Annotated in this window: 21 protein-coding genes and 1 tRNA gene; 6 read left to right on the forward strand and 16 right to left on the reverse strand. The window is 71.3% G+C overall.

From position 1 onward, the window contains the following. Positions 1 to 31: 31 nt before the first annotated feature. The 3 genes from FDM97_RS21760 to FDM97_RS21770 all read left to right on the forward strand — a co-directional run bounded on the left by FDM97_RS21760 (position 32) and on the right by FDM97_RS21770 (position 2,510). A complete protein-coding gene (locus tag FDM97_RS21760; protein ID WP_254705711.1) occupies positions 32 to 1,027 on the forward strand; it encodes a GlxA family transcriptional regulator in 996 nt (331 codons plus the stop codon). A 139-nt stretch (positions 1,028 to 1,166) separates the two neighbouring features. After that, positions 1,167 to 1,862 (forward strand): type 1 glutamine amidotransferase domain-containing protein, encoded by a 696-nt coding sequence (locus tag FDM97_RS21765; RefSeq protein WP_137992167.1) that lies wholly within the window; start codon positions 1,167 to 1,169, stop codon positions 1,860 to 1,862. A gap of 261 nt (positions 1,863 to 2,123) precedes the next feature. Continuing rightward, entirely contained in the window at positions 2,124 to 2,510 is a 387-nt protein-coding gene (locus FDM97_RS21770; protein WP_137992169.1) for a nuclear transport factor 2 family protein, read from the forward strand. A gap of 1,651 nt (positions 2,511 to 4,161) precedes the next feature. Here FDM97_RS21770 and FDM97_RS21780 read toward each other — a convergent pair. The 8 genes from FDM97_RS21780 to FDM97_RS21815 all read right to left on the reverse strand — a co-directional run bounded on the left by FDM97_RS21780 (position 4,162) and on the right by FDM97_RS21815 (position 14,805). Then, a complete protein-coding gene (locus FDM97_RS21780) occupies positions 4,162 to 6,006 on the reverse strand; it encodes an ABC transporter ATP-binding protein (protein WP_137992171.1) in 1,845 nt (614 codons plus the stop codon). Positions 6,007 to 6,094: 88 nt separating this feature from the next. After that, positions 6,095 to 7,414, reverse strand: a complete 1,320-nt coding sequence (locus FDM97_RS21785; RefSeq protein WP_137992173.1) for a cytochrome P450 — start codon at positions 7,412 to 7,414, stop codon at positions 6,095 to 6,097. A 167-nt stretch (positions 7,415 to 7,581) separates the two neighbouring features. Further along, positions 7,582 to 8,679: a tetratricopeptide repeat protein gene (locus FDM97_RS21790; RefSeq protein WP_254705712.1), complete on the reverse strand. Its 1,098-nt coding sequence runs from the start codon at positions 8,677 to 8,679 to the stop codon at positions 7,582 to 7,584. A gap of 157 nt (positions 8,680 to 8,836) precedes the next feature. Then, on the reverse strand, positions 8,837 to 9,403 hold the full coding sequence (locus FDM97_RS21795) for a HutD/Ves family protein (RefSeq protein WP_137992177.1): 567 nt from the start codon (positions 9,401 to 9,403) through the stop codon (positions 8,837 to 8,839). A 171-nt stretch (positions 9,404 to 9,574) separates the two neighbouring features. Next, positions 9,575 to 10,993, reverse strand: a complete 1,419-nt coding sequence (gene pntB, locus FDM97_RS21800; protein ID WP_137992179.1) for a Re/Si-specific NAD(P)(+) transhydrogenase subunit beta — start codon at positions 10,991 to 10,993, stop codon at positions 9,575 to 9,577. Position 10,994: 1 nt separating this feature from the next. Next, positions 10,995 to 12,524 carry a Re/Si-specific NAD(P)(+) transhydrogenase subunit alpha gene (locus tag FDM97_RS21805; RefSeq protein ID WP_137992180.1) on the reverse strand — a complete coding sequence of 510 codons (1,530 nt, stop codon included), beginning with the start codon at positions 12,522 to 12,524 and terminating at the stop codon, positions 10,995 to 10,997. 378 nt (positions 12,525 to 12,902) lie between these two features. Next, positions 12,903 to 14,411, reverse strand: a complete 1,509-nt coding sequence (locus tag FDM97_RS21810) for a DUF4246 domain-containing protein (protein ID WP_137992182.1) — start codon at positions 14,409 to 14,411, stop codon at positions 12,903 to 12,905. A gap of 320 nt (positions 14,412 to 14,731) precedes the next feature. Then, positions 14,732 to 14,805 (reverse strand) — tRNA-Pro (locus FDM97_RS21815). Positions 14,806 to 14,932: 127 nt separating this feature from the next. Between FDM97_RS21815 and FDM97_RS21820 the strand changes: the two genes are divergently transcribed. Both FDM97_RS21820 and FDM97_RS21825 read left to right on the forward strand, forming a co-directional pair. Next, positions 14,933 to 15,664 carry a thiamine pyrophosphate-dependent enzyme gene (locus tag FDM97_RS21820; protein WP_137992184.1) on the forward strand — a complete coding sequence of 244 codons (732 nt, stop codon included), beginning with the start codon at positions 14,933 to 14,935 and terminating at the stop codon, positions 15,662 to 15,664. Between the two features lie 62 nt (positions 15,665 to 15,726). Then, the gene (locus tag FDM97_RS21825; protein ID WP_137992186.1) at positions 15,727 to 16,626 is read left to right on the forward strand and encodes a transketolase family protein; all 900 of its coding nucleotides are present in this window, start codon (positions 15,727 to 15,729) and stop codon (positions 16,624 to 16,626) included. A 36-nt stretch (positions 16,627 to 16,662) separates the two neighbouring features. On the opposite strand, the gene FDM97_RS21830 is transcribed toward FDM97_RS21825, so the two are convergent. Next, positions 16,663 to 17,034: an MmcQ/YjbR family DNA-binding protein gene (locus FDM97_RS21830; RefSeq protein ID WP_137992188.1), complete on the reverse strand. Its 372-nt coding sequence runs from the start codon at positions 17,032 to 17,034 to the stop codon at positions 16,663 to 16,665. A 553-nt stretch (positions 17,035 to 17,587) separates the two neighbouring features. Between FDM97_RS21830 and FDM97_RS21835 the strand changes: the two genes are divergently transcribed. After that, entirely contained in the window at positions 17,588 to 18,787 is a 1,200-nt protein-coding gene (locus tag FDM97_RS21835; RefSeq protein ID WP_137992190.1) for an acyl-CoA dehydrogenase family protein, read from the forward strand. Between the two features lie 155 nt (positions 18,788 to 18,942). Here the strand turns inward: FDM97_RS21835 and FDM97_RS21840 are convergent, their stop codons facing one another. From FDM97_RS21840 to FDM97_RS21870, 7 genes are all read right to left on the reverse strand, one after another. Continuing rightward, positions 18,943 to 19,512, reverse strand: coding sequence for a GAF domain-containing protein (locus FDM97_RS21840; protein ID WP_137992192.1), 570 nt, complete (start codon positions 19,510 to 19,512; stop codon positions 18,943 to 18,945). Continuing rightward, complete coding sequence (locus tag FDM97_RS21845) at positions 19,509 to 20,132, reverse strand: GTP-binding protein (RefSeq protein WP_137992193.1); 624 nt, start codon at positions 20,130 to 20,132, stop codon at positions 19,509 to 19,511. Before FDM97_RS21845 ends, FDM97_RS21840 begins: the two co-directional genes overlap by 4 nt. Continuing rightward, positions 20,110 to 20,487, reverse strand: coding sequence for a DUF742 domain-containing protein (locus FDM97_RS21850; protein ID WP_432816234.1), 378 nt, complete (start codon positions 20,485 to 20,487; stop codon positions 20,110 to 20,112). The genes FDM97_RS21845 and FDM97_RS21850 overlap by 23 nt, the downstream gene beginning before the upstream one ends. Next, a complete protein-coding gene (locus FDM97_RS21855; RefSeq protein WP_137992197.1) occupies positions 20,484 to 20,918 on the reverse strand; it encodes a roadblock/LC7 domain-containing protein in 435 nt (144 codons plus the stop codon). The genes FDM97_RS21850 and FDM97_RS21855 overlap by 4 nt, the downstream gene beginning before the upstream one ends. A 7-nt stretch (positions 20,919 to 20,925) precedes the next feature. Then, positions 20,926 to 22,794: a sensor histidine kinase gene (locus FDM97_RS21860; protein WP_137992198.1), complete on the reverse strand. Its 1,869-nt coding sequence runs from the start codon at positions 22,792 to 22,794 to the stop codon at positions 20,926 to 20,928. A gap of 449 nt (positions 22,795 to 23,243) precedes the next feature. Further along, on the reverse strand, positions 23,244 to 24,380 hold the full coding sequence (locus FDM97_RS21865) for a class I SAM-dependent methyltransferase (RefSeq protein WP_137992199.1): 1,137 nt from the start codon (positions 24,378 to 24,380) through the stop codon (positions 23,244 to 23,246). Further along, complete coding sequence (locus FDM97_RS21870) at positions 24,377 to 25,420, reverse strand: saccharopine dehydrogenase NADP-binding domain-containing protein (protein WP_254705713.1); 1,044 nt, start codon at positions 25,418 to 25,420, stop codon at positions 24,377 to 24,379. Before FDM97_RS21870 ends, FDM97_RS21865 begins: the two co-directional genes overlap by 4 nt. Positions 25,421 to 25,464 lie beyond the last annotated feature (44 nt).

Below are 25,464 nucleotides of genomic sequence, written 5' to 3' on the forward strand. Positions count from 1 at the left end.
CATGATTGCCATCTTTCGATAGGATCGTGCCATGCGCGCCAACACCATGGATGCCGACGCCTCGGGTGCCGGGTTGGCCCACCGGGTCGTCGTTCTCGCTCTGGACGGGGTGTACCCCTTCGAACTCGGCATCCCGAGCCGTGTCTTCGGGGCTGCGGACGGCCGCTACGAGGTCCTGACCTGCTCCGTCGACGGCCGCCCTGTGCGTACCAACTCCGATTTCTCGGTCACCGTGGAGAACGGCCCGGAGGCGCTGACCACGGCGGACACGGTCGTCCTGCCGCCGTTCGACATTTCTCGCATCAGCCGTGAGGTGCCGGCGGGCGTCGGCGAGGCGCTCGCGTCCCTGCGTGCCGGGACGCGGGTCGTGTCGATCTGCACCGGGGCCTTCGTGCTCGCGGCCGCCGGGCTCCTCGACGGGCGGCCGGCCACCACGCACTGGGCGCTCGCGCAGGTCTTCCGCGCGTGGTTTCCCCAGGTGGCGCTGGACCCGGACGTCCTCTTCGTCGACGACGGGGACGTGCTGACCTCGGCAGGCGCCGCCTCCGGGGTGGACGTGTGCCTGCACGTGGTGCGCAGGGACCACGGCACCGACGTCGCCAACCGGGTGGCGCGGGCCTGTGTCGTACCGCCGTGGCGGGACGGCGGACAGGCCCAGTACATCGAGCAGCCCGTACCGGATCCTGCGGCGAACGGGACGTCGGCCACCCGCCAGTGGGCCCTGGAGAACCTGCACGAACCGCTGACCCTGACGGATCTCGCCGCGCACGCCCGGATGAGCCTGCGCACCTTCGCCCGGCGCTTCAACGAGGAGGTCGGCCTGAGCCCGGGGCGCTGGCTGATCCAGCAGCGGGTGTCGCGGGCGCGGCACCTCCTGGAATCCACGGACCTGGCGGTGGACGACATCGCGGGCCAGGTCGGCTTCGCCACCGGGACCTCGCTGCGCCAGCACCTGCATGCCGCGATCGGCGTATCGCCGCTCACCTACCGGCGTACGTTCCGGGGCGAGCCGGCGCCGCACCACTGAGCCGCGGTTATTCCCCCGGTCCCATCGGAATTCCGATGCCGGACATTGGCTTCCTCATTGGAAACCTTTCGACGGCGGGCATAGCTTCGAGGACATCGCCGCAAGCGCTCACCCCCTCCCTTCCCTGGAGTGACTGACCATGTCGAAGATCCTTTTCGTGATGACCGGTGCCGACCACTGGACGCTGGCCGACGGCACCAAGCACCCCACCGGCTTCTGGGCCGAGGAGGCCGTCGCGCCGTACGAGGCGTTCAAGGCCGCCGGTCACGAGATCGTCGTCGCCACCCCCGGCGGCGTCGTCCCGACCGTGGACCGGGGCAGCCTGGCGCCCGAGTTCAACGGCGGTCAGGAGGGCGCCGACAAGGTCGCCGCCGCGCTCGCCTCGATGAGCGAGCTCGAGCGGCCCATCGCCCTTGAGGACGTCCGCCTGGACGACTACGCGGCCGTCTTCTACCCCGGCGGGCACGGCCCGATGGAGGACCTGGCGGTCGACGCCGCCTCCGGCCGGATCCTGATCGACACCCTGGAGTCGGGCAAGCCGCTGGCCGTGGTCTGCCACGGCCCGGCAGCGCTGCTCGCCGCCGAGAAGTCCGACGGCGCCAACGCCTTCGCCGGCTACAAGGTCGCCGCGTTCACCAACGCCGAGGAGACCCAGGGCGGCCTCGCCGACAAGGCGAAGTGGCTCCTGGAGACGCGCCTGGCCGAGGCGGGCGTGGACGTCCAGGTCGCTGAGCCGTGGGCGCCGCACGTGGTCGTCGACCGCAACGTCGTCTCCGGCCAGAACCCCTCCTCCTCCGCACCGCTCGCCGCCGAGCTGCTGAAGAGGCTGGCCTGACCCGTGCGGGATCGACTTCGGCGAGGCCGCCGGCATCACGATCGGCCTGGAGCCGGTCAACCCCCAGGACTGGCTGGGCGGCACGTACCGGTCGCCACCATGCTGCTGGGAATCGCGCTCGCCTCCTTCGTCGACTGATGGGCTGATGGGCTGATGGGGCTGATGGGGGCCGTCGAAGCCGGTGGGCCGACCGTCCGAGCGGATGGCCGTCCGCCGGCCGGCCGCCGCGCTCGAGTCGGTGCCACGCCGTACGGTGCCCCCATGACCGAGTCCGCACTCGAACGCAACAAGGCGACCGCCACCGCCTTCTACGACCTGATGTTCAACCGGTGCCGCCCGGCCGAGGCCGTGGAGGCGTACGTCGGCGACACCTACATCCAGCACAATCCGCACGTCGGCGACGGCAAGCAGGCGTTCATCGACTACTTCGAGCGGATGGCCGCCGAGTACCCGGGCAAGCGGGTGGAGGTCGAGCGCGCCTTCGCCGAGGGCGACCACGTGATCCTGCACTGCCACCAGTTCTGGCCCGCCGAGGAGTACGCCGGGATCGACATCTTCCGTTTCGACGACGCCGGCAGGATCGTCGAGCACTGGGACGTCCTCCAGGTCGTCCCGCCCACGTCGAAGAACGACAACACCATGTTCTGAGTGCGCGCTCACCCGTGGGGAGCGCGCGTTGGGCCGAGTGCCGCGCCGGGGCGGGCGACCGGCGGCGGCCACCGGCAGCCTGGCTGCCATGCGGAACGAAGGCGTGGTCAGCGAGGCGCGAGCCGGCGCGTCGGGCCGGGCCCGGCAGAGCCGGACGGCCGGGGCGGCCGCCGGGAGCAGCCCGCTGCCGTTGCTCGCGGCCGTCTCCGCCGGCTTCGCACTCGTCCATCTCGCGCTGATCGCACCGGGACTCGGGCTCGGCTGGGACGAGACGGTGTACGTCAGCCAGGTGAGCCGACAGGCACCGGCGGCGTTCTTCAGCGCGCCGCGCGCCCGGGGCATCACCTACCTCGTCGCCCCCGTCACGGAGCTGACCACGTCCGTCATGGCGCTCCGCGTCCACATGGCCGCGCTGGCCGGCTGCGGACTGTTCCTCGCCCTGTGGGCCTGGCGCCGGCTGCTGCCCGCGCCCGTTCTCGGTGTCGCGGGCGGGCTGTTCGCGAGCCTTTGGATCACGATGTTCTACGCCTCGCAGGCGATGCCCAACCTCTGGGTCGCCTACGGGGCGCTCGCCGCCGTCGGCTGCTTCCTCACGGCCGTACGGGACCCGGAGGCCCGCTGGGCGCCGGCCGGCATGGCGGTCGCGGTGGCGTTCGTCGCGCTGATGCGGCCCACGGACGCGGTGTGGCTCGTCCTGCCGCTCGTGGTCGCGGCCGTGGTGACGAGGTCCCGGACGCGGTTGCCGATAGCACTCGCCGCGGGCCTGGCCGTCGGGTGCGCCGAATGGATCGTCGAGGCGTACGTGTCGTACGGCGGTCTCGCCGCCCGGCTGGAGCGGGCCGGCGAGATCCAGGGCCGGATCGGCTGGTACGTCTCCGTCGACGACCATGTGCGCGCCCTCGGCGGGCGGTTGCTGTGCCGCCCCTGTGACGTGCCCTGGCGGTACCCCGTCGCGGCCCTGTGGTTCTTCGCGCTGCCGCTGCTCGTGGCGGCGGGCGTGCGGGCCGCCGTCCTCGCCCGGCGCCACCGCGCGGAGCTGGTGACGGCGACCGTGACCGGTGCGGCACTGGCCGTGCCGTATCTGTTCACCGTCGGGTACGCGGCCCCGCGTTTCCTGCTGCCCGCCTACGCGCTCCTCGCGCTGCCCGTCGCGTACGGCCTGGTCCGGGCGTGCCGGCCACGGCCGCGCGGGCGCCGGATCGTGGTCGGGCTCGTCGTCGTGACCCTGGTCGCGCATCTGGCGATCCAGTACCGGATGGCCGACAGCACGGCGGACCGGGTACGCCGCGACACGGCCGACCTGGGGCGCGTCGCCGCGGAGCTGCGCGCCCTGGGTGTGCGACCGCCCTGCGTGGTCAGCGGCGAGGAGGCGATCCGCGTCGCGTTCCGCGCCGGCTGCGCCTCCCGCCAGCCCGGCGGCCACGACGGAAGCATCACGCCCGCGCAACTCGCCGCCATGGCCCGCCACCGCCCGGTCGCGATCGTGGTGGCGCACGGTGCCAAGCCCCCGCCGTACGCCGGTGCGTGGCCCGCCCACCCGCTTCCCGACCTGGGCAACCGGACAGGCCTGCGCGCCTACGTCTCGGGCGTACGGACCTCCGAAGGGGGGACCTCCGAAGGGGACACCGGGCGGGACGAAGAGGTCGCTCGTTCAGTGCAGGTCGGCCCGGGCGGGGGTGTCGTCGAGGAACCCTCCCGACTGGTGCTGCCACAGCCGCGCGTAGGCGCCTTCCGCGGCAAGCAGTTCCTTGTGCGTGCCCTGCTCGACGATCCGTCCGCGGTCGAGGACGACGAGTTGGTCCATGGTGGCGACCGTGCTCAGCCGGTGTGCCACCACGAGCGCCGTCCGCCCGTCCATGAGCCGCCACAGCGCGTCCTGGACCAGGATCTCGCTCTCGGAGTCCAGCGCGCTGGTCGCCTCGTCGAGCAGCAGGATCGGCGCGTCGCGCAGGATGGCCCTGGCGAGAGCGACCCGCTGGCGCTGGCCGCCGGACAGCTTCACCCCGCGCTCGCCCACCATGGTGTCGAAGCCGTCGGGAAGCGCGTCGGCGAACTCCGTGACGTGCGCCGCCTCCGCCGCGCGGCGGATCTCGGCGTCTGTGGCGTCCGGCCGGGCGAACGCGATGTTGTCGCGCAGCGTGCGGTGGAACATCGCCGGGTCCTGCGGCACGTAGGCGATCAGGCTGCGCAGTTCGGCCTGGCGCAGTCTGCTGATGTCCTGCCCCCCGATCAGGATCCGGCCGCCGTCGATGTCCGTCATCCGCAGCAACAGCCGGCTGAGCGTGGTCTTGCCCCCGCCTGACCGGCCGACGAGACCGATCTTCGCCCCGCTGGGCACGGCCAGGTCGAGTCCCTCGAAGAGCGGCTCCGCGCCCGCGTGGGCGAACGTCACCTGCTCGAAGCGCACGTCGGCCGCTCGGGACAGCAGCGGTTCCGGGGACGCCGGGTCGAGCACGGTCGGCGGCTCGAGAAGCAGTTCGGTGAACTGCGCGGCCTCCGTCATGGAGCTCTCCAGGCGGCGGTAGATCTGGTTGAACTCGAACATGATCCGCGTCGCGTTGGCGTAGTACGTGAAGGCGACGACCACCGCCTCCACACCGTGCTCTCCCCCGCCGAGCGCGAGGGCGACCAGCAGGCCCAGGACGTTGGTGAGCACGGACATCGGAGCGACGAGCGTGTCGATGCGCAGATTGCCGTAGTCCCACGAGCGCAGCGTGAGCCGCCGCGACTCCGCGACGCGGGACCGGTGTTCGGCGGCCTCGCGTTCCTCGGCGGCGAAGGACCGGACGGTGTCCATGTTCGTCAGGCTGTCGGCGACGTGGCCCGACACCCGGGCGATGGCCTGCTCGCGCTGGGCGACGAGCGCCTGACGGCGGCGGATCAGGGGTGTCACGCACCCCGCGGTGATCGCGATCATCACCAGGAGGCCGACCACCAGCAGCGGGTCGTACTGCCACAGCACCACCGAAGCGAACACCAGCGGAACGAAGTTGCCCATGACCGAGAACGTCAGCGTGTCGACGAACTCCTCGAAGCGGGAGGCGAAGCTCAGGATCCGCTTGGTCAGCGACCCGGCGAAGTTGTCGTGGAAGAACGCGGCGTCCTTGGCGAAGAGTTCGTCCATGCCGATCACGTACAGGTGCTCGATGCCGCGGGCGTCAAGGCGGTTCAGGCAGTGCAGTCCGACGCGCCATAACGCCTCGGCGAGCAGCAGGACGCCGGCGAAGCCGAGGACGTACGGCAACGCCCAGCCGATGTCGGTGCCAGTGCCGGTGTCGGTGCCGGTGTCGGTGCCGTCGTCCCCCGCGATCCGGCCGACGAGCTTCGCGACGACCAGCGGCGCGATGTAGTTGATGCCGATGTTGCCCAGCGCCGGGAGCAGCAGCGCGGGCGCCGTCAGCCACCGGAGACGGGCCAACTCCCTTCCGTAGTAACGAAGCGCGAGGAGCACCGGACCCCTGCCCGGCGAACTTTCGTGCGATTCAGGCGATCCCATACCAACCCTTCCTTGTCAGACCAGTCGGACCAGTCGGACAGGGTTGGCAGTGTCCCGCGAGGGCGCCCGCGCAGTCCAAGCGTTTTCGCTAGCCGCCCAGCACCGCGGGTGTGGGGCCGTCGGGGCGGACGGTGATGCTGTACGCGGCCTTGGCCGGGGTGGAGCGGAAGCGCGGGGTGTGGGCGGGCAGCAGGTGTTCGAGGAGGACGGTCGACTCCCTGAGGGCGAACTGCAGGCCGAGGCAGGCCCGGGGTCCGATGCCGAACGGAAGGTAGCTCCCGGGGTGGTTGGGGCGTCGTCCGGGGGTCGTGAAGCGCCCCGGGTCGAACCGCTCGGGGTCGCCCCAGAGCCCGGGGTCCCGGTGCGTGAGGTAGGGGCAGACCAGTACGTCGGTCCCGGCGTCGATCCCGTATCCAGCGAGGTCGTCGTCCTCCGCCGCGCAGCGCGGCAGTATCCAGGCGGACGGGTAGAGGCGCAGCGTTTCGTGGACGAGCGCCTGGACGGCCTGCCGCCGTTCGGGTGAGCCCTCGGCGCCCGCGGCGAGGGCGTGCTCCCGCGCCTCCGGGTTGCGATCCAACAGCAGGTGGAGCCAGGTCAGGGTGGTGGCGGTGGTCTCGTGACCGGCGACGAGCAGGGTGACGAGCTCGTCGCGGATCAGCCGGTCGGTGTACTCGGGGCGCGTACCCGCCGCCTCCAGCAGGACGTGCAGCAGGCCCGGGCCGTCGGGTCCTGCCCCGAGCTCCCGGGCGGCGGTGATGGCGCGGCTCGCCACGGCGTCGATTCCGGCCAACTCGGCGGCGACGGCCCCCTGGGCGGCGCCGTCGGCGGGGAGGCTGGGCAGCGCGGCCACCACGGCGGGCACGGCGGCCAGTTCACGCTCCGTGCCGGGGTCGAGAGGGTGTCCGGTCAGGGATCGCCAGATGGTGTCCAGGGCGAAGCGGCGCATCTCGTCGCCGACGTCGAAGACCTGCCCGGTACGGGCGTACGCGTCCCAGCGCGCCGCGGCGGTCCGGGCGGCCTCGGCGATCCGCTGCTCGTAGCGGCGCATGCCACGGCCGGTGAACTGGGCCTGCAGAAGCCGCCGTTGCCGCTGCCACGCCTCGCCCGTCGCGGCGAGGACGCCGTCACCGATGAGCAGGCGGGCGCGGTGCGAACGCTTCACGTACCGGTCGGGATGGAGCGCGAGCACGTGCTGCACGGCCTGGGGATCGGTGACGAGGACGGTCGGCCCCGGACCGAGCCGAATCGCGGCGACCCCACCGAGCCGTTCACGCGCCTCGGCGAAGAGATCGATGAGCTCCCCTCCCCCGGCCTGCCACTCCCCGACGAGCGCGGGATCCAGCTCGGGCACCCGGCGACCTGCCGGGGACGGACTCGGAAGGGAGCCGGGGCGGGCGTCAGTGGCCACGGGTGCACTCCTGTTCGGCGGCTGTACGTCGTCACGGGCCGGTGCGGGCATCACGCACTGTAGGGGAGTGGACGCGGTGCGCGACAGCGGCCTTCGCGCCGAAGACCGCGAGGCGGAGGGGCGATCCGCACCTCGGAGAACCCCTCACCGCGCCTCTACTCCCCCCCTCAGAACGACGTTCCCTCCGCTCGATACTCTGCGAGCTGCTCCTGGGCCGACAGGGTCCAACGATGGTCGGGGCCGAGCACCCGCCGCCTCCCCGCCACCACCTTCTCCATCTGCGCGACCGCCTCCGCTTGCTCCCCGACAGCGGCCAGGACGCTGGCGAGCAGATGCCGCGCGGCCAACGTGATCGGATACTCGACCCCGTAGAGCTGCTCGTGATGGGTGAGCGTCTCGCGGGCGCGGGGCAAGGCATCGACTGGATGGCCTGTGTAGAACAGGGCGTAGGCGCAATCGAGCTCGACGGCCAAGGTGATCTGATGGTGCGGGCCGAGTTCTCGGCGGCAGTCCGTGACGAGCTCGGGTCCGGCCGGGGCCTCGGCGTCCGACTCGGGCCCCGGAAGTACTTCGATGAGGTGGGACCGGGCCAGCAGCGTCAAGGGGTGGAACGGGCCCAGCGATGCGGCCCGGCCGACGACGGCCCGCCTCATCAGGGACACGGCTTCCGCTGTCCGTCCGAGCTGGTAGAGAGGACGCGAGAGGGCGATGCACGCATTCAGCGTCACCAGGGCGGTGGGCCCGAGCGCACGCTCGCAGTCGGCGAGCGCCTCACGGTCGATCGCTTCCGCCTCCTCGAAGCGCCCGAGCCGGTAGACGGCTTTGCCGACGCGCTGTCTGAGGCTGAGGATCAAGGGGTGGTCCTTCCCCAGGCGCTGTTCGCCCAGTTCCCTCGCCTTCACCCCCAGAGCGAGCGCGGAGGCGTAGTCGCCCGCCCGGTGCTGGGCTGTCGTCAGGAGAAGCGCACACTCCACCGCGGCCTCCGCGGTCTGCTGGAGAACGCCTGGCCAGTCGCGTACGCGTCGAAGGAGCGCGAGGACGTGGGGTCCGAGGAGGCTGAGCCCGGCGTCCATGGCTCCGCGCTCCGGGACCGCGGGGAGGGCGGCGGCCAGGAGCCCGGCGGCCGTGGCGGCGAGCGGTTCGTGCTCGTCCGCGGGTGTGCCGCGCGCGACGCTGTCGAGCAGGACCCCGTGAGTCCGCAGGCACCGCACGCCGCGCAACACCCGCTGATCAGCCGCGTGGGACGCCGCCGGACGAGTTGGCATTCCGATCATGAGGTGCGCATGTGCGAGGCCCGTTACAGCGGCGGCAGCCGCTAGGGCGACTGGTTACGCCCCTTGCCCTGGACAGCGGCCGGATTTGACGAGGACCGGTGGGCAGCAGGGGGCATCGCCGTGCGGATCCCGTTGCCGGCCACCGTACTCACCTCACAGGCGCGACGTCCGCCCACAGGGCGACGGCGCCGGGCGAGAGCGGTGCGACCGCTCGGCCCGGCGCAACGTCGTTCTCGTCCCACCACATGCCCTGCCCCTCAGCCAGAGGGCGCTCCTCGGCACCCGTCCGCCAGTCGCCGCGCAGCACGTGGAACACCCCGGCGTGGCCGCTGGGCAGCACGACAGGTCCGGTGGTCCGGTCCACCCGGGCCGACCAGCGGTCGCGCCGCACCATGATGTTGAGCACCCGGCAGGCCCCGCCCCGCAGTTCGGCGGTCAACTCCAGGTCACCGGGGAACCCGAGAGGCTCCCCCGCGCGCGCCGTCCGATCGAATGCCCCGGGGGCCGTCAGCCGCACGCCGTCGCCCGTCAGGAGGGTGAACGTCCGGTCGACACCGGGGAAGGCCGAGAACGGCCCGTCCCGGTCGATGTCGGCGACGCTCGCGCGCCACTGGAACTCCTCGGCGCCCACCGGCCACGAGACGATCTCCCGCGTGGCGCCCCCACCGTTGCGCCACCGGCCCGCCGTCAGGGTCTCGACATCGAAGTGGTGCATGCGGGCTCCTGAGCTGCGTGCGGTACGGGTGCGGATCACCCGCGCGGACAACGATAGGGGGCGGTTTCCTGATGACCCCGATCGCGGACGGCTCTCGGAAGGCCTTCCGGCATCGGCGTGGACGTCGTCTCCGTCCACGCCGAGCCGGGAGGTCCTCACCCGTCGCGCTTCTCAGAGGGCGCCGACGATGTCCTCGACCCGGGTCTTCGCGTCGCCGAAGAGCATCGCGGTGTTCTCCCGGAAGAACAGCGGGTTCTGCACGCCTGCGTATCCGGAGGCCATCGAGCGCTTGAACACGATGACCTTGCCGGCCTCCCAGACGGTGAGCACCGGCATACCGGCGAGCGGGCTGCCGGGGTCCTCCGCTCCGGCCGGGTTGACCGTGTCGTTGGCGCCGATCACGAGGACGACGTCGGTCTTGGCGAAGTCGTCGTTGATCTCGTCCATTTCGAGCACGATGTCGTACGGCACCTTGGCCTCGGCGAGGAGCACGTTCATGTGGCCGGGCAGGCGGCCCGCGACGGGGTGGATGCCGAACCGTACGTCGACGCCCTTCGCGCGCAGTTTCGAGGTGAGCTCCGCGACCGGGTACTGCGCCTGGGCGACGGCCATGCCGTACCCGGGTGTGATGACCACGGACCGGGCCGAGCCCAGGAGTTCGGCGGCGCCCTGGGCGGTTGTCTCCTGGTGCTCGCCGTAGTCGACGTCCGAGCCCGACGGCGCCTCGATACCGAAGCCGCCGGCGATCACGGAGAGGAACGAGCGGTTCATCGCCTTGCACATGATGTAGGACAGGTAGGCACCCGAGGAGCCGACGAGCGCACCGGTGATGATCAGCAGATCGTTGCCGAGCAGGAAGCCGGAGGCCGCGGCCGCCCAGCCGGAGTAGCTGTTGAGCATCGAGACGACGACCGGCATGTCGCCGCCGCCGATCGAGGCCACCAGGTGCCAGCCGAGGGCCAGCGCCAGGACCGTCACGGTGATCAGCAGCCACAGCTCCGGCGTGATCACGAACCACACCGTCAGGGCGAGGAACAGGACCAGCGAGCCGAGGTTCAGGGCGTTCTTGCCCGGCAGCACCAACGGCTTGGAGTCGATCTTCGCGGCCAGCTTCAGGTAGGCCACGACGGAGCCGGTGAAGGTCACCGCGCCGATGAACAGGCCGATGAACACCTCGGCGTGGTGAATGCCCAGCGTGCCGAGCGCGTCCAGCGCCTTGGCCTCGTGGCCGTTCGGGTCGTGCTCGACGTTCAGGAAGCCGTTCCAGCTGACCAGCACGGCGGCCAGACCGACGAAGGAGTGCAGCAGCGCGATCAGCTCGGGCATTCCGGTCATCTCGACGCCGCGGGCTCGCTGCAGGCCGATCAGCGCGCCGATCAGCATCGCGACGGCCATCAGGCCGAGGCCGGCGCCGCTGACGTCGCCGTCCAACGCGAGCACGACCGTCGCGACGAGCGCGACGCCCATGCCGAGCATGCCGAACGCGTTGCCGAGTCGTGCCGACTCGTGCTTGGAGAGTCCTGCCAGCGCAAGGATGAACAAGAGCGCGGCAACAAGGTAGGCCGCCTGTGCGGCGAGGGTCGCAGACATGTCAGCTCCGGTTGAACATGGCGAGCATGCGACGCGTCACCGCGAAGCCGCCGAAGACGTTGATACTGGCCAGAAGGATCGCGACGGACGAGAGCACCGTGACCGCCGTGCTCGTGTGGCCGATCTGCAGAAGCGCGCCGACGACGATGATCCCGGAGATCGCGTTCGTCACCGACATCAGCGGCGTGTGCAGCGCGTGGTGCACGTGCCCGATCACGTAGTAGCCGATCACGATCGCGAGCACGAAGACCGTCACATGGGGCAGCAGCGCCGCGGGGGCGAACGCGGCGGTGAGGAACAGCGCCAGCGCGCCGAGTGCCACGCCGCCGAACTTCCGCTTCGCCGTCATCGGCGCCTTCTTCGGCTTCGCCGGCTCCGTCGCGGCCGCCGCGGGCGCGGGGGCCGGGGCCGCGGAGACCTGGACCGGCGGGGGCGGCCACGCCGACTCACCCTTGCGTACGACGGTGATCGAGCGCTGCACCGGGTCGTCCCAGTCAAGGATCAGCGACCCGTCCTTGCCCGGCGTCATCAGCTTCAGCAGGTTCACCAGGTTCGTGCCGTACAGCTGCGAGGCCTGGGCCGGCAGCCGGCCCGCCAGATCGGTGTATCCGATGATCGTCACGCCGTTCTCCGTGACGATCATCTCGCCCTTCACAGTGCCCTCGACGTTGCCGCCGTTGGCGGCCGCCATGTCGACGATCACCGACCCCGGCTTCATGCTCGCCACCATCTCCGCGGTGATCAGCGTCGGCGCGGGACGGCCCGGGATCAGCGCGGTGGTGATGACGATGTCGACCTCGCGGCACTGCGCGGCGTAGAGCTCGACCTCGCGCGCCTTGTAGTCGTCGCCCATCTCCTTGGCGTAGCCGGTCTTCGAGACCTCCACCTCCGGGGACTCGATCGACAGGTACTCGCCGCCCAGCGAGCGGACCTGATCGGCCACCTCCGGTCGCGGGTCGGTCGCCCGTACGATCGCGCCGAGCGAGCCGGACGCACCGATCGCCGCCAGACCGGCGACGCCGGCACCCGCGACGAGCACCTTCGCCGGCGGAACCTTGCCCGCCGCGGTCACCTGGCCGGTGAAGAAGCGCCCGAACTCGTGGGCGGCCTCGATGACGGCCCGGTAGCCGGCGATGTTCGCCATGGACGACAGCACGTCCATCGACTGCGCCCGGCTGATGCGCGGCACGGCGTCCATCGACAGCGCCGTGAACGGCCGGCGGCCCAGATCCTCGACCATCGCCGGGTCGAAGGCCGGCGCGAACAGGGCGATCACCGTCGCCTCCGGGCCCACCCGGTCCAGCTGCGACGGGGTCGGGGCGTTGACCCCCAGCACCACGTCCGCGGCAGCCGCGTCGCCGACGGTCGCGCCGGCGGCCTCGTAGGCACTGTCGGTGAACCCGGCCGCGCCCCCCGCACCCGAGGCGACGACCACGTCGTACCCCAGTGTGCGGATCTGTTCGATCGTGGCCGGCGTGGCCGCGACGCGACTCTCACCTGCCCGCGCTTCCTTGAGGACTCCGACAATCACGGGTGTTCTCCGTTCGCTGCTCTGGCCGTCACCGGCGTGTTGTCCACACGATCAGAAGTGCACCCGCAATGATCCGGAGCACGACGCTCAGCTTGGCCGTCGAGAGCTCTCCTTGAACAGCACCCGCCGGTGAGGTACACGCAACACTCGGCGGGACACGACTCCCATGCCTCACATAACGCCGTGCGTCTTGAAGCCGAAGCCCGCCGGGCGACCGCGAACGGTGGCTTGCCCTTGCCACCTCGCGTCTCAGCGGCCGTGCGCCCTCGCGCACACCGTGTGGTCCCCCGGGCGCCCCGGCTCGGGCGGCATGGGCACCGTGTACGCCGGCCTCGACGGCGCCGCACCGGCTCCGCTGGATCCGCAGGCGACCCAGGTTCAGTGCTCGCAGAGGGAGAATTCTCGTTCGTAGAGCTGCTCGTTGTGTTCGTCGACGAAGAACTTACGTTCCTGCATGAGTTGTTCGCGGTAGTTCTTGGCCTCTTCAAGCGTCATGGTCGAGGTGTCGGACCACGGCTGCTGCGGTGGCACATCGGATGTCGAGACGATCTTTTCCGACGGGTCGACCAGGAAGAACGCGAGAATCTTGCGGTGTCCCGGGCGAGTGGGGTCCTTGAGTCGGAACGAGCCGACGCGGTGTTGCAGGATGTTCGGGAACGCCAGGCAGCGACCCGCCGGCGTCGATGCCGATCCCAGCATCTGGTTCAGCGCGTCTTCGTCCTCCAGGCCGTAGACCTCACGCAGACCGTTGTCGTCGTTCTGTTCGTAGTGCGGGTCATCGAGGGCCGCCCGGAAACTCAGCCGGCTCTCGGTGATGTTCTCGCTGTCCCAGTAGTAGATGCCGGTCGAGACGATCCGCTCGTTCAACATCCCCTCGACATGCCAGGAACCGCCTGGGTACTCGGGCTTGTCCAGGGTGAGATGAACGGTGGCGAGCTTGACGATGACCTGAAGACGTCGGCCACGCACGTCGACTCGGGCGGATGCGTCGGGCAACTCGGGCGGGGTGAAGGCGGGGGCGTCCGGGATGACCGGGCGGCGGTTCTCCCACCAGTCCTCGTGGGCCTCTGTCCATGCTTCGAGGGCGTCCGCGTGGGCCGCGGCATCACTGTAGGAGGACTTGTTCGGATACTCCGGTTCCGAGTCGTACCACCCGTAAGGATCGGCCTCGATCCGCGGGGGCCGCGGATGGCGCAGATCGGTGAGCACGTTCTCCAGCAGCGGGCGCATGCGCGCGAACAGGTCCGGCAGGACGGAGGCCAGTTCGTGATGGGTCTCGGGGTGGACGTTGTTGACGTACGAACGGAAGGCGACATCGCCGTCGTCACTGACGTCGACGTCCGTGGGCAGCCACTGGAACCGCTCCGAGAACTCGTACGTCGAGTAGCGGTCCGTCGGGTTCTTCCAAGCCCGCTCGGGCGCGCCGCTCGCCTCTCTCACCAGGCAGAACAGTGAGGGATGAACCAGATCCAGTACCTGCCCGTCGGATCCGGGATGCCAGTCCTGTTCTGCTTCGGGGACCTGTTCCAGAACCCGAACCGCCTCACGCAGCCGGGAATTGAGCTTGTCGTCGACGAGCGTGTCCGACTGCCACACCCCGTCGACGGCGGACACCTCGATGCCGGTTCCTCCGTCCCGCAACGCGGCGTAGTGCGCGAGTTCGGCGAGCACGTAACGAACCTGCGCTTCGGTGAGGCCCTGGGCGACCGCTTCCTGCGTCCACCTGGCGACGATGTCGGCATCGTTCATCTTGTCGAACCACCCCGGCTTCGCCCGAATGTGCGCGCTGCACTGCATCATCTGAAGTTCCCGCAGCGTTCGGGGTGTTGCGAACGATATGGAACGGGAGGCATGAAAGGGCAGCGGGAAAGCAGACAGGCCGGTCAATTCTCGTGATCCCTAGAGTCGGTGTGCGGTGGCGGGAAGGATAGCCCAGCAGACTGACACCGCAGCGGTGGTCCCCGTCCGCGAGCGAGAATGCGTCCACGGCTCCAGGAGCGCCGGCATGGAGTCCATGATCCCGACAGAGACGCCGCAGGGGACGCGGTCGCCGGCCGCGCCAAGGTGCGAGCGCGAGGACGGCCGTCTCCAGGACCGACGTGGCGAACCGGTCCCGGCCCGGGCCTGCGACCACCACGCCCCCGGACACACGAAAGGCCGCCCTCTCATGGATGAGAGAACGGCCTCCGACCTGCGTTTCCGCACAGTCGGGACGACAGGATTTGAACCTGCGACCCCTTGACCCCCAGTCAAGTGCGCTACCAAGCTGCGCCACGTCCCGGTGCCCGTCTGACCTGGGGTTTCCCCTGGCCGAACGCGCATGAGAACAATACCGCACTTCCCCGGGTGGTCACGAACCCTTTGGCGCGCTTGACCTCAAGCTAGCTTGAGGTTGCACGGTGTGTGGCATGACGAACACGACGGACGCCCTCATCCCGATCCACCACCACCCCCACGCCCGGCCCGGTGTCGAGCGGCTCTCGCGGCTCATGGGGCTCATGACCGGTGCCGAGAAGCACTCGCCCGCCGCGACGTCCACGCTCGATGCCCTGTGGGTGCTGTACGACCGGGTGCTGCGCGTGTCGCCCGAGACCGTCGGGGACGTCGGGCGGGACCGGTTCCTGCTGTCGAAGGGGCACGGGCCGATGGCGTACTACGCCGTGCTCGCCGCCAAGGGGTTCCTCCCCGAGGAGCTGCTCACCGGGTTCGGCTCGTACGACTCGCCGCTCGGGCATCACCCTGACCGGACGCTCGTGCCGGGGGCCGAGATCGGGAGTGGGTCGCTGGGGCACGGGCTGCCGCTCGCCGTGGGGAGTGTGCTCGGGTTGCGGGCCCAGGGGCTCACCGAGCCGCGAGTGTGGGTGCTCATCGGGGACGCCGAGCTGGACGAGGGCAGCAATCACGAGGCCATCGGCTACGCCGGGCCCGCCGGCCTGGAGCAGCTGCACACGCTGGTGATCGACAACAGCTCCGCCACCTACGGATGGCCCGGTGGGATCGCCTCGCGGTTCGAGGCCGCCGGCTGGTCCGCCGAGACCGTCGACGGGCGTGATCACGAGGCCCTGTACGCCGCCTTCACCGCCCCGCACCCCGGCCGCCCGCGCGCAGTCGTCGCCCGCGTCGAGCCCAAGAACGCCTGAGAACCCCCGCCAGCCCCGACAGCCCCGCCAGCCCCGACAGCCGCAGAGAAGAGAGCCCCGCCATGGACACGATGCGTGACCGCTTCATCTCGACCACCAGCCGCCTGCTCGACGAGGACCCCCGCCTCGCGCTCGTCCTCGCCGAGATCAGCAAGGACGGGTTCCAGCAGGCCCAGCGACGCCATCCGGACCGCGTGATCAATGTCGGCATCCGGGAACAGCTCCTGATCGGCGCGGGTGGCGGGCTCGCGCTGACCGGGATGCGGCCGGTCATGCACACCTTCGCGAGCTTCCTGGTCGAGCGCCCCTTCGAGCAGCTCAAGCTGGACTTCGGCCATCAGGGGGTGGGTGGCGTCCTGGTGAGCGCCGGTGCGTCGTACGACTGGCCGGCCGGCGGATTCACCCATATGTCGCCCGGCGACGTGGCCCTGCTCGACACCCTCGACGGCTGGACGGTCCATGTCCCCGGCCATCCGGACGAGGCGGAGGCCCTGCTGCGGCAGGCCGTCGCGGGCGACGATCTCGTCTACGTCCGGCTCTCGCTGCAGTCCAACGCCGCACCGCGCCCCGTCGCCGCCCCCAACGGTTTCACCACGCTCCGTGAAGGCCGCGAGGGGGTCGTCGTCGCGGTCGGCCCGATGCTGGACAACGTCCTCGCCGCCACCGAGGGACTCGATGTGACGGTGCTCTACGCCACCACGGTCCGACCCTTCGACGCCGAGACCCTGCGCCGGGCGGCCTCCGCGGCGCGCCCGGACGTCGTCCTCGTCGAGCCCTACCTCGCCGGCACCTCGACGGCCGCCGCCAACGACGCCCTCGCCACGCTCCCCCACCGCGTCCTGGGGCTCGGCGTCTCCCGCCGCGAGCTGCGCAAGTACGGAAGCATCGACGAGCACCTGGTCGGCCACGGCCTCGACCCGGCCGGCCTCCGGCTGCGCGTCACGTCCTTCCTGGACCGCTGAAGCGCTGACCCGCTGAACCGCTGAGCAGGAACCGCCTCAGGACTCCTCCGGCGGGGCACCCACCTCCGGGTACTGCTCCAGGAGTCTGCGGGGAGCCGCCTGGCGCCACGAGTCGGCGAGGATCGCGCGGAGCTCGTCCTCGTCGTCAAGGGCGCCGATCCGGACGCGTACCCAGGCATAGCCGTCGTCGTGGCCCTCCCGCGTGAAGAACTTGGCGGGCTCGGACGCGATGAGTTCCTCCCGCTCCTCCTTGGGGCATTTCACCCCCATCGCCTGGTCGTCGTCGTCCAGGGAGGCGAAGATCTTCCCGCCGGGGCCCGCCCGGAAGGTGGGCATGCCCCAGGCGAGCTTCTCGACCGCCCCGGGCAGCGAGAGCGCGATTCTGCGTACATCGTCGGCAGTGGCCATATGCCGACCGTACGGCCTCCCACTGACAGCGACATCGAGGCGGGACGGGAGCCTCCGGCGCCCCTCGTCGACGCATGCGCCGGAGCGCACGCCGGTCACTCTTTGTCACGCGCCCGGGTGCCGCCGGGCGCACCCGCGCGCCGGACGCGGATCACCGACCGCAGGATTCGAGCGCACCCGGACCCACCGCTCCGCCCCCCTCCCCGGTCACGGGACCCGTCCGGCAGGCCGTCTCTTCGGCAGGAAGGGGGCGCATGAGACGACCTGGCACTGCTCGCCGCCATATGCCGCCGCGCTGTTTGCCCTTGGCATGTGGCAGAAAGATGCCCACGGGGAATGCCCTGGTGGCCCGCCCGAACAGGCCAACTCCACACGAAACACGGCCAGTTACAAACGTCAACCACTCCGGTTTCAGACAAACTCCGTGGCGATATTGATCCGCCCCGGAAAGATCAACACCATGAAGTGTCGGCCTTTTCGGGACGGGACCACTGCCGATGCACCATCTGCTCGAACAACCGAACGAGCAGGCGTTCGCAGAGGAGGGACTCGTATGGACGGCTACTTCAGCAGTCGACTTCATCATCAGCTCAGGGAGACGGTCCGGGAGTTCGCGGAGAGTGAGGTCCGGCCACGCATAGCCGAGATGGAGGCGTCCCGGTCGGTCCACCACGAACTGTCCCGGCTCATCGCCGAACAGGGCTGGCTGGGCGCGACTATCAGCCAGGAGTACGGCGGCATGGGCGCGGGACATCTCGCCAAGACGATCATCATCGAGGAGCTCTCCCGCGTCAGCGGTGCGATGGGCGCCATGGTCCAGGCCTCCCAGCTCGGCACGGCCAAGATCGTCCACTTCGGCAGCGACGAGCAGCGCAAGACGTGGCTCCCTGCCATCGCCGCGGGCGAGTGCCTGCCGACCATCGCGGTCACCGAGCCCGAGTCGGGCGGACATGTCCTCGGCATGACCGCCTGCGCGGTCCGCGACGGGGACGACTACATCCTCAACGGCAGCAAGGTGTTCGTCGGCAACAGCCACGTGGGCGATCTGCACGGCGTCGTGGTCAGGACCGGCCCCGGATCCCGGGGCCTCACGGCGTTCCTCGTCGAATCCGACCGCCCGGGGTTCAGGACCGGTCCCCAGCAGCCGGCCATGGGTCTGCACGGTTTCAGCTTCGGCGAGCTCATCTTCGAGAACTGCCGGGTCCCGGCGTCCAACCGGCTCGGCGACGAGGGTGACGGCCTGTCCGTCGCGTACTCCTCCAGCGTGCTGTACGGGCGGGCCAACCTCACCGCCGTCTCGCTCGGCATCCACCAGGCGATCCTGGACGAGACGACCCGGTTCACCTCCGAGCGCATCCGTTACGGCAAGCCGCTGCACGACCTGCCCACCGTCAAACTGAAGCTGGGTCAGATGCAGTCGAGGCTGATGACGGCCCGGCTCGCCGCGTACCACGCGGTGCATCTGCTCGACCAGGGCATGTCCTGCGACAGCGAGTTGATGAACGCGAAGCTGGTCAACGTGGAGTCCGCGATCGACTCCGGCCGCAACGCCATGGAGATCCACGCGGCCGCCGGCCTCTTCACGGACCGCCCCATCGAGCGCTACTTACGCGACGCGCACCACATCTTCGCGCCGGCCGGTACGTCCGACATCCAGCTGCTGCGCCTGGCCGAGGTCGCGCTCGGCCAGGACAAGGGCAGTTGGTCCGAGAGGCTGTCGGACCTGGTCAAGCTGGAGCCCGTACACGCCTGACCGCACGAAGCGCACCATACGCGTCACCGGTACCGTACGCGTCACCCGTACCGAACGCGTCACCCGCACGGAGCGCGGACACGAGAAAGCGCCCCGGCCCGGCCGTCGAGCCGTCCCGGGGCGCCACCCGCGTGAGCACGGGTCGCTCGGATCCGTCAGATCAGCCCCTCCTCGCGGCGGTGGATCTGCTCCACCAGCTCCGCCGCGAGCGTCTTGATGGTCTCCAGACCGGCCCGGCCCCACGGCCGTACATCCGTGTCGACCACGCAGATCGTGCCCAGCGCCGTGCCCGTACGGTCGATCAGCGGCGCGCCCATGTAGGAGCGGATGCCGATCTCGTCCACGACCGGGTTCCCCGCGAACCGCGGGTAGTCGCAGACGTCCTCCAGGACGAGCGCCTTGCGTCGCACCACCACGTGCGGGCAGTAGCCGTGGTCACGGGCCATGAACCGGCCCACGTTGCCGCCGGCCGCCGCCGCGCCGAGGTCGCTGCCCGAGTGGGTGCCGGCCGGGGTGTGCAGCCCGGCGAAGAACTGCCGGTTCTCGTCGATGAAGTTGACCATCGAGTACGGGGCGCCGGTCACCTCCGCCAGCCGGTGGGCGAACTCGTCGAAGGCCGGCTCCGGCCGCTCCCCGAGGCCCAGTTCACGCAGCCGCCGCACACGGGCGGGCGCCTCCCGGTCGACGGGGGTCAGCAGCAGATGACCGGTCGGGTCGTAGGTCATGTCGGTGCTCCGTAGCTCGGCACGGCGGCCGGGATGGTGGTGAGCAGATGCTTGACGAGGGTGAGGAGCGTCCGGATGCCGGCGCTGGAGATCCGGGCGTCGCAGAGCACGACGGGCACCTCGGGCTTGAGGTCGAGCGCGGCCCGCACCTCGTCGGGCTCGTAGCGGTACGCGCCGTCGAACTCGTTGACCGCCACGACGAATCCGATGCCCCGTCGCTCGAAGAAGTCGACCGCGGAGAAGCAGTCCTGCAGGCGGCGGGTGTCGGCGAGGACGACCGCTCCGAGGGCGCCCTCGGAGAGCTCGTCCCACATGAACCAGAAGCGCTCCTGGCCCGGAGTGCCGAACAGATACAGCACGTTGCGGTCGTCGAGGGTGATGCGTCCGAAGTCCATCGCGACCGTGGTCGTGGTCTTGGACTCCACGCCCTCCAGGCTGTCGGTGGCCGCGCTGACCTGTGTCAGCAGCTCTTCGGTGCTCAGCGGCTCGATCTCGCTGACCGCGCCCACGAAGGTGGTCTTGCCCACGCCGAAGCCGCCCGCCACGAGGATCTTGAGCGCGGTGGGGAACGGGTCGGCCGCGAAACTCTCGTGGCGCTCAGAGCCGTTGTCGTAGGCCATGGAGCACTGCCTCCAGCAAGGAACGGTCGGTTGGGTTGGCATGGAAGCGGGGCGCCCGGGCGGTGAGCGCCCCGCAGTCCACGAGATCGGAGAGCAGGACCTTGGTGACGACGGCCGGGAGCCGTAAGTGCGCCGCGATCTCCGCCACCGAGGTGGGTCCGTCGCACAGCCCGAGGGCGAGGCTGTGCTCGGGACCCATGTGCGGCTGCGGTGAGGTGCCCGTCGCCATCACCATGGAGAGGAGGTCCAGCGCGGTGGTGGGCTGGGTCCGGCCGCCGCTCACGGTGTACGGGCGGATCAGCCGGCCTGCCGCGTCATCGAGCCAGGGCCCCTCCTGGGAGGACGTCACGTTCACTGCCCCGTGCCGCCCGCGGCGCCCGCGGCCTGCCTGGCAGGGGTGACCAGATAGGGCCGCACGCTCTTGACCAGCATCGCCATCTCGTATCCGAGGACGGCGGCGTCCGCCTCGCGCCCGGCGAGGACCGCCAGGCACGTGCCGGAGCCGGCCGTGGAGACGAACAGCAGGGTGGAGTCGAGCTCGACGACCACCTGCCGGACCTCGCCGCCGTCGCCGAACCGCGCGCCCGCGCTGCGGCCGAGCGAGTACAGGCCCGAGGCCAGCGCGGCCATGTGGTCGGCGGCGTCGGTGTCGAGGCCGTGGACGGATTTGACCAGGCCGTCGGAGGAGAGCAGAACGGCGTTGCGGGTGTACGGGACCCGCTGGACCAGACCGCTCAGCAGCCAGTCGAGATCCGAGGAATGGCCGATCGGCACATTGCTCGCCATGGTGTATCTACTCCTTGTGCGCGTCACTGGGACGCAGCGGTTCTTGGGGGGACGGCTGGGATTCGGCGAGTCCGATGCCGCGCTGGAACGCGGCCATCAGGCCCGGGTCGTGGAGAGCGTGCTCCTCGGGCCTGCGGGCCACGGGCTCGTCGCGCAGCTGCGGGACGATGTGCTCCTGGGCACGCCGCTTGGGGAGGAGTGGGCGGCTCGGCGCTTCCGCCCGAGGGACCTGGGGGGCGGCGCTGCCGGGGTAGGAACGCTCGGTGTTCTCTCCCCGTACGGGGAGGGGGGCGTCGCGGCGCGGTGCGGGCGCGGCCGGGGAGGGCGCGCCCGGGTGCTCCTGCTGGAGCGGCATGGCGGGTGCGGAGGTGGTGTACGTCAGTGGCCGGTGCGGGGGTTCGGCCGCGGGCTCCGGCGCTCGGTCCGAGGTCCGTGCGGGCATCGGCTGTACGGGCGGGGGCGCCGGCATCTGTACGGGCGGGGGTGTCGGCGTCCCGGTCGAGAGGGGCGCGGCGGGGGCGGCGTGGACCGCGGGTGCGGGCACCGGCTGGGCCCCCTGGGCCATCTGGGCGGCGTGGCCGCCGGCCACGGCCCCCGCCTGGCTCTCGCTGCGCGCGAGGCCCTCGGGGTCGGCGCCGAGAAGCCCCTGCGGCAGCACGAGAACCGCCTGGACACCACCGTAGATGTTCGACTGGAGTCGTACGGCGATGCCGTGGCGCCGGGCGAGCGCCGAGACCACGAAGAGTCCGATGCGTCCGTCCTGGAGCAGGTGGGCCACGTTGACCTGGTCGGGGTCGGCGAGCAGGGCGTTCATCTTGTTCTGCTCGGCGGCCGGCATGCCCAGGCCGCGGTCCTCGACCTCGATGGCGAGGCCGGCGGTGACGTACTGGGCGCGCAGGAGCACCGTGGTGTGCGGGGCGGAGAACAGCGTCGCGTTCTCGACCAGTTCGGCCAGCAGGTGGATGACGTCGGCCACGGCATGGCCCCGCAGCGTCCCGTCGATCGGCGGGACGAGCTTCACGCGCGGGTACTGCTCGACCTCCGCGATGGAGGAGCGCAGAACCTCGGTCATGGTGACCGGATTCGACCACTGGCGGCGGGAGATGGCGCCACCGAGCACGGCGAGGTTCTCCGCGTGGCGGCGGATGCGGGTCGCCAGGTGGTCGACGTGGAAAAGCCCCTTGAGCAGCTCGGGGTCCTCGACCTCGTTCTCCAGCTCGTCCAGGAGCTGGATCTCGCGGTGCACGAGGGACTGCAGACGGCGGGCGAGGTTGACGAAGACCTCGACCTTCTGCTCGTTGCCGACGCTGCTGGAGAGCCGGGAGGCCTGCACGACCGCGGCGACCGCGGCCTCGTGAGACCGGGTCAGCTCTTGGGCCAGCAGGTCGAATTCGTCGCCGGAGGCGGCGCCGGGCGGGGTGACCGGGCGGGCCGGGGGTCCGTCGCCGCGGCGCAGCTGCTCGACGACCGTGCGCAGTTCGCTCTGGCCGCGGGCGCTGGAGCGGCGCAGGGCGTTGCATCGGTCGAGTACGGACTTGGCCGCCCGGTCGGCGCCGAGCGCGGCCGCGGTCACGGAGGCGACCGTGAGGGCCGCCGCGCCCGTCAGCGCGGCCCAGAGGCCGGGGGTCGGAGTGGCGCCGGTGGAGCGGATGGTGAAGAGGACGGCGGCGGCGCCGCCGAGTGCTACCGCAACGGCGGGAAGCACGGAGGTACGCAGGAGTTGGGGGCGTATACGGGCTTCCGTCGGGAGCGGCGCGGGCTGCTGCGCGGGGTTGGGAGGAGCCCCCGCACCGGGAGCGGAACGGGCGCCTGACCGGCCGTGCCGCCCGCCCTCACGGCGGTCGGACCGCGCGGCGGGTGCGCGAAGTTGAGACATGAGTGTCCTTGGTACGTGCCCAGGAATCGGCGTACTACGGGGGGTGTACTACGTGGGTCTGATGAGCCTACCGATGATCACCAACCACACACTGTAGTCGTCAACCGTTCATGAGCGGTGCGCAGTTGGCAAACTTACCCGTACAGCGCCCGAGTCTGGTATCACCCTTCGCACGACAGGCCGAGAACGCTCGGCCGAAACTCGACAGAGCCCTGGGGCGCGCGGGAACGGAAGAGGGTGGAGGCGTGTGCACGCCTCCACCCTCGGTGGAAATCGGCTCTGACCGGAATCCGTCGGCGCGGCCCGGCACCCGGGGGTGCGCATGTGTGCGGGCGCGCCTCGACGTGTGTCCGCGCGCCCTTGTCGGCCGCGTCACGGGTGGCGGATTCGCGATCGTGTCGGGTCGGTGGGCCGGGGACGCCGTGACTGTCCGTATGGCCGGAACCGTGTCATCCACCAGCGGGTACGTGCCCGGGGCGCGGGCGCACGCGCCCGAGGGCCAGCAGGTAGGGGACGTCCATGACGAGGCGTCCGTCGGCGGCCAGGTTGTGCGCCGTGAACAGCGCGTTCAGTGCGGTACGGGCCCGGCCCCAGGAGCCGGCCGCCTCCAGCGCCGCGCGGTGGGCGCGCAGCGGGCCCGGCTTGTTCTCGAAGACGGCGACAGCGTGCGCCACCGAGGGGTAGGTGACGCGAACCCGTCGCTCCTCGGTTCGCAGGTCCACGGAGAGCGGCTCGAACCAGGCCCCGAGATGCGCGGGATCACCCCAGCGGGTGGGCGGCGGCCCGTCCGGCGGGCGGGGCAGGTACCGGGTGACGGTCGGCGCGATCCGGCCCATGGCTCCCGCGGGCGTCCAGGAGGCGACGGCCACGAGCCCGCCGGGGCGGCAGACCCGGGCCAGTTCGGCGGCGGCCCGGGGAGCGTCGGGGGCGAACATCACGCCGAAGGTGGACAGCACCAGGTCGAAGGCCCCGCGCGGGAACGGGAGGGCGAGCGCGTCGCCCACCACGAACTCCGCCGTCCCCGACGGCCGCGCGCGCCGCGCCCGCTCGGCGGCGATCCGCAGGAGCCCCGGCTCCAGGTCCAGGCCGACCACCCGGCACCCGGCACGGGCGGCGGCCGACGCGGCGGGGCCGGATCCGGTGGCCACGTCGAGCACACGAGGGCCGTGGGCGAGGTGGCGCGCCGGGAGGCCGCGGGGCGCGGCCTCGGTCAGCTCTGCCGGCTCGGCCGGCGCTGTCGGCTCTCTCGGCTCCGGCGGCTCGCCCGGCACTGCTGGCCGGCTGAGCACCGTCGGCGTGTCCAGCACCGCCGGCTGGCCTCGCTCTGCCCAATTGCTCGGCTCCACCGCCGTTCTCGGTTCCGCCGGCTTGCTCAGCGCCGGCTCCTCGCCTGGCCCACACGGCCGTCCCAGCCCGCCCAGCCCGCCCGGCACCGCCGGCCGTCCCAGCTCGCCCCGCCCGCCCAGTTCGGCCAGTTCGCCCAGTTCGGCCAGTTCGGCCAGTGCCGCAGCGGTCACGTGGTCCGCGGCGTGGGCCCAGGCGTCGCCCGCGGCCGTGTAGTCGCCGCCCTCCCATCGGCCGGTCACGGCGAGGACGTCCCGGTCGGGCCGTCGAGGCGTGTCAGGGTGAGGCCGTGCTCGGCCACGAGCAACTCCGGCAGGCCGGCCAGGGCCGGCAGTCGGTCGATGTGGTGGACCCCGGCGGGCAGATCGCCGGTGAGCAGTTCCCGGGTGACGTACGCCGCCACCAGGCCGGTGACCCTGCTCTGCGCGCGCCCGGTCATCGCGTACGCCGCGCCGCGGCCGTCGCCGCTCCGCGCGTCGGCCCGAACAGCGAAGCCGTCGCCGCCCAGGTGCACGCGGCGGAAGGCCCCGGTGACCAGCCGCCGTACCCCCTGCCGGCGCGTGGTCCGCAGCAGTCCGGTGCGGCGCAGCGCGAAGAGCAGGGCGGTCAGCGGCCGGGAGTCCAGGCAGAGCCGGGTGGTCACCTCGGGCACGGCGAGCGTGCGGCTCAGGCTGTGCTGGTCGGAGAACGGGAACGGGTGGGCGGTCCTGGTTCCGTACCCGGGGAGCACGGTCCGCAGGGGGCGGCCGGTGACGGGTTCGGCCAGGTTCTCGACGGTCCAGCGCACGGCGTCGCCGCCGTGCCGCTCGCCGGACCCGAGCAGCACCGTGAGGTCGATCCGCTCGGCGCCGCCGACGGCCTCGTGGGCACGGCGGGCCAGGAGATTCGTCAGTCCGGGGGCCACGCCGACGCTGAGCACGGCTGTGGCGCCGCCGGCGACGGCTGTGGCGTCCAGGTCCGACACACCGTCGAGGAGGCGCCGGGTCGCGCCGATGTCGACGAGGTGGACGCCCCGCTCCAGACAGACCCGTGCGACGCCGGTGTCCGGTGGCTCGACGCACAGCACCACCGCGGCCACGTCCCCGAGCCCGTCGAGGACCCGTCCGAACCCGTCCGGGTCGGTGACGTCGACCCGGACGCCGCCGTGCCGCCGCGCCCGCGCCTCGTCCCGCCCCGCGGGGACCACCCGTCCGGGGAACCACGCGCCGAGCGTGGCTGTCACGGTGCCGCCCACGGCTCCGTATCCGCCGACGACCAGCACCCGCCATTTCACTGTAGTCATACTCCAGTGAATAACACTGTAGTCTCACTACAGTCAAAATTGGA

The organism is Streptomyces vilmorinianum, assembly GCF_005517195.1.
Lineage (GTDB): Bacteria > Actinomycetota > Actinomycetes > Streptomycetales > Streptomycetaceae > Streptomyces > Streptomyces vilmorinianum.

What these genes read in the sequence shown, in the direction of transcription:
- FDM97_RS21760 (WP_254705711.1), top strand. Translation starts at nt 32, where the DNA reads ATGCGCGCCAACACCATGGATGCCGACGCCTCGGGTGCCGGGTTGGCC.
- FDM97_RS21765 (WP_137992167.1), top strand. Translation starts at nt 1,167, where the DNA reads ATGTCGAAGATCCTTTTCGTGATGACCGGTGCCGACCACTGGACGCTG.
- FDM97_RS21770 (WP_137992169.1), top strand. Translation starts at nt 2,124, where the DNA reads ATGACCGAGTCCGCACTCGAACGCAACAAGGCGACCGCCACCGCCTTC.
- FDM97_RS21780 (WP_137992171.1), bottom strand. Translation starts at nt 6,006, where the DNA reads ATGGGATCGCCTGAATCGCACGAAAGTTCGCCGGGCAGGGGTCCGGTG.
- FDM97_RS21790 (WP_254705712.1), bottom strand. Translation starts at nt 8,679, where the DNA reads ATGCCAACTCGTCCGGCGGCGTCCCACGCGGCTGATCAGCGGGTGTTG.
- FDM97_RS21795 (WP_137992177.1), bottom strand. Translation starts at nt 9,403, where the DNA reads ATGCACCACTTCGATGTCGAGACCCTGACGGCGGGCCGGTGGCGCAAC.
- pntB (WP_137992179.1), bottom strand. Translation starts at nt 10,993, where the DNA reads ATGTCTGCGACCCTCGCCGCACAGGCGGCCTACCTTGTTGCCGCGCTC.
- FDM97_RS21820 (WP_137992184.1), top strand. Translation starts at nt 14,933, where the DNA reads ATGACGAACACGACGGACGCCCTCATCCCGATCCACCACCACCCCCAC.
- FDM97_RS21825 (WP_137992186.1), top strand. Translation starts at nt 15,727, where the DNA reads ATGGACACGATGCGTGACCGCTTCATCTCGACCACCAGCCGCCTGCTC.
- FDM97_RS21830 (WP_137992188.1), bottom strand. Translation starts at nt 17,034, where the DNA reads ATGGCCACTGCCGACGATGTACGCAGAATCGCGCTCTCGCTGCCCGGG.
- FDM97_RS21835 (WP_137992190.1), top strand. Translation starts at nt 17,588, where the DNA reads ATGGACGGCTACTTCAGCAGTCGACTTCATCATCAGCTCAGGGAGACG.
- FDM97_RS21840 (WP_137992192.1), bottom strand. Translation starts at nt 19,512, where the DNA reads ATGACCTACGACCCGACCGGTCATCTGCTGCTGACCCCCGTCGACCGG.
- FDM97_RS21845 (WP_137992193.1), bottom strand. Translation starts at nt 20,132, where the DNA reads ATGGCCTACGACAACGGCTCTGAGCGCCACGAGAGTTTCGCGGCCGAC.
- FDM97_RS21855 (WP_137992197.1), bottom strand. Translation starts at nt 20,918, where the DNA reads ATGGCGAGCAATGTGCCGATCGGCCATTCCTCGGATCTCGACTGGCTG.
- FDM97_RS21860 (WP_137992198.1), bottom strand. Translation starts at nt 22,794, where the DNA reads ATGTCTCAACTTCGCGCACCCGCCGCGCGGTCCGACCGCCGTGAGGGC.
- FDM97_RS21870 (WP_254705713.1), bottom strand. Translation starts at nt 25,420, where the DNA reads ATGACTACAGTGAAATGGCGGGTGCTGGTCGTCGGCGGATACGGAGCC.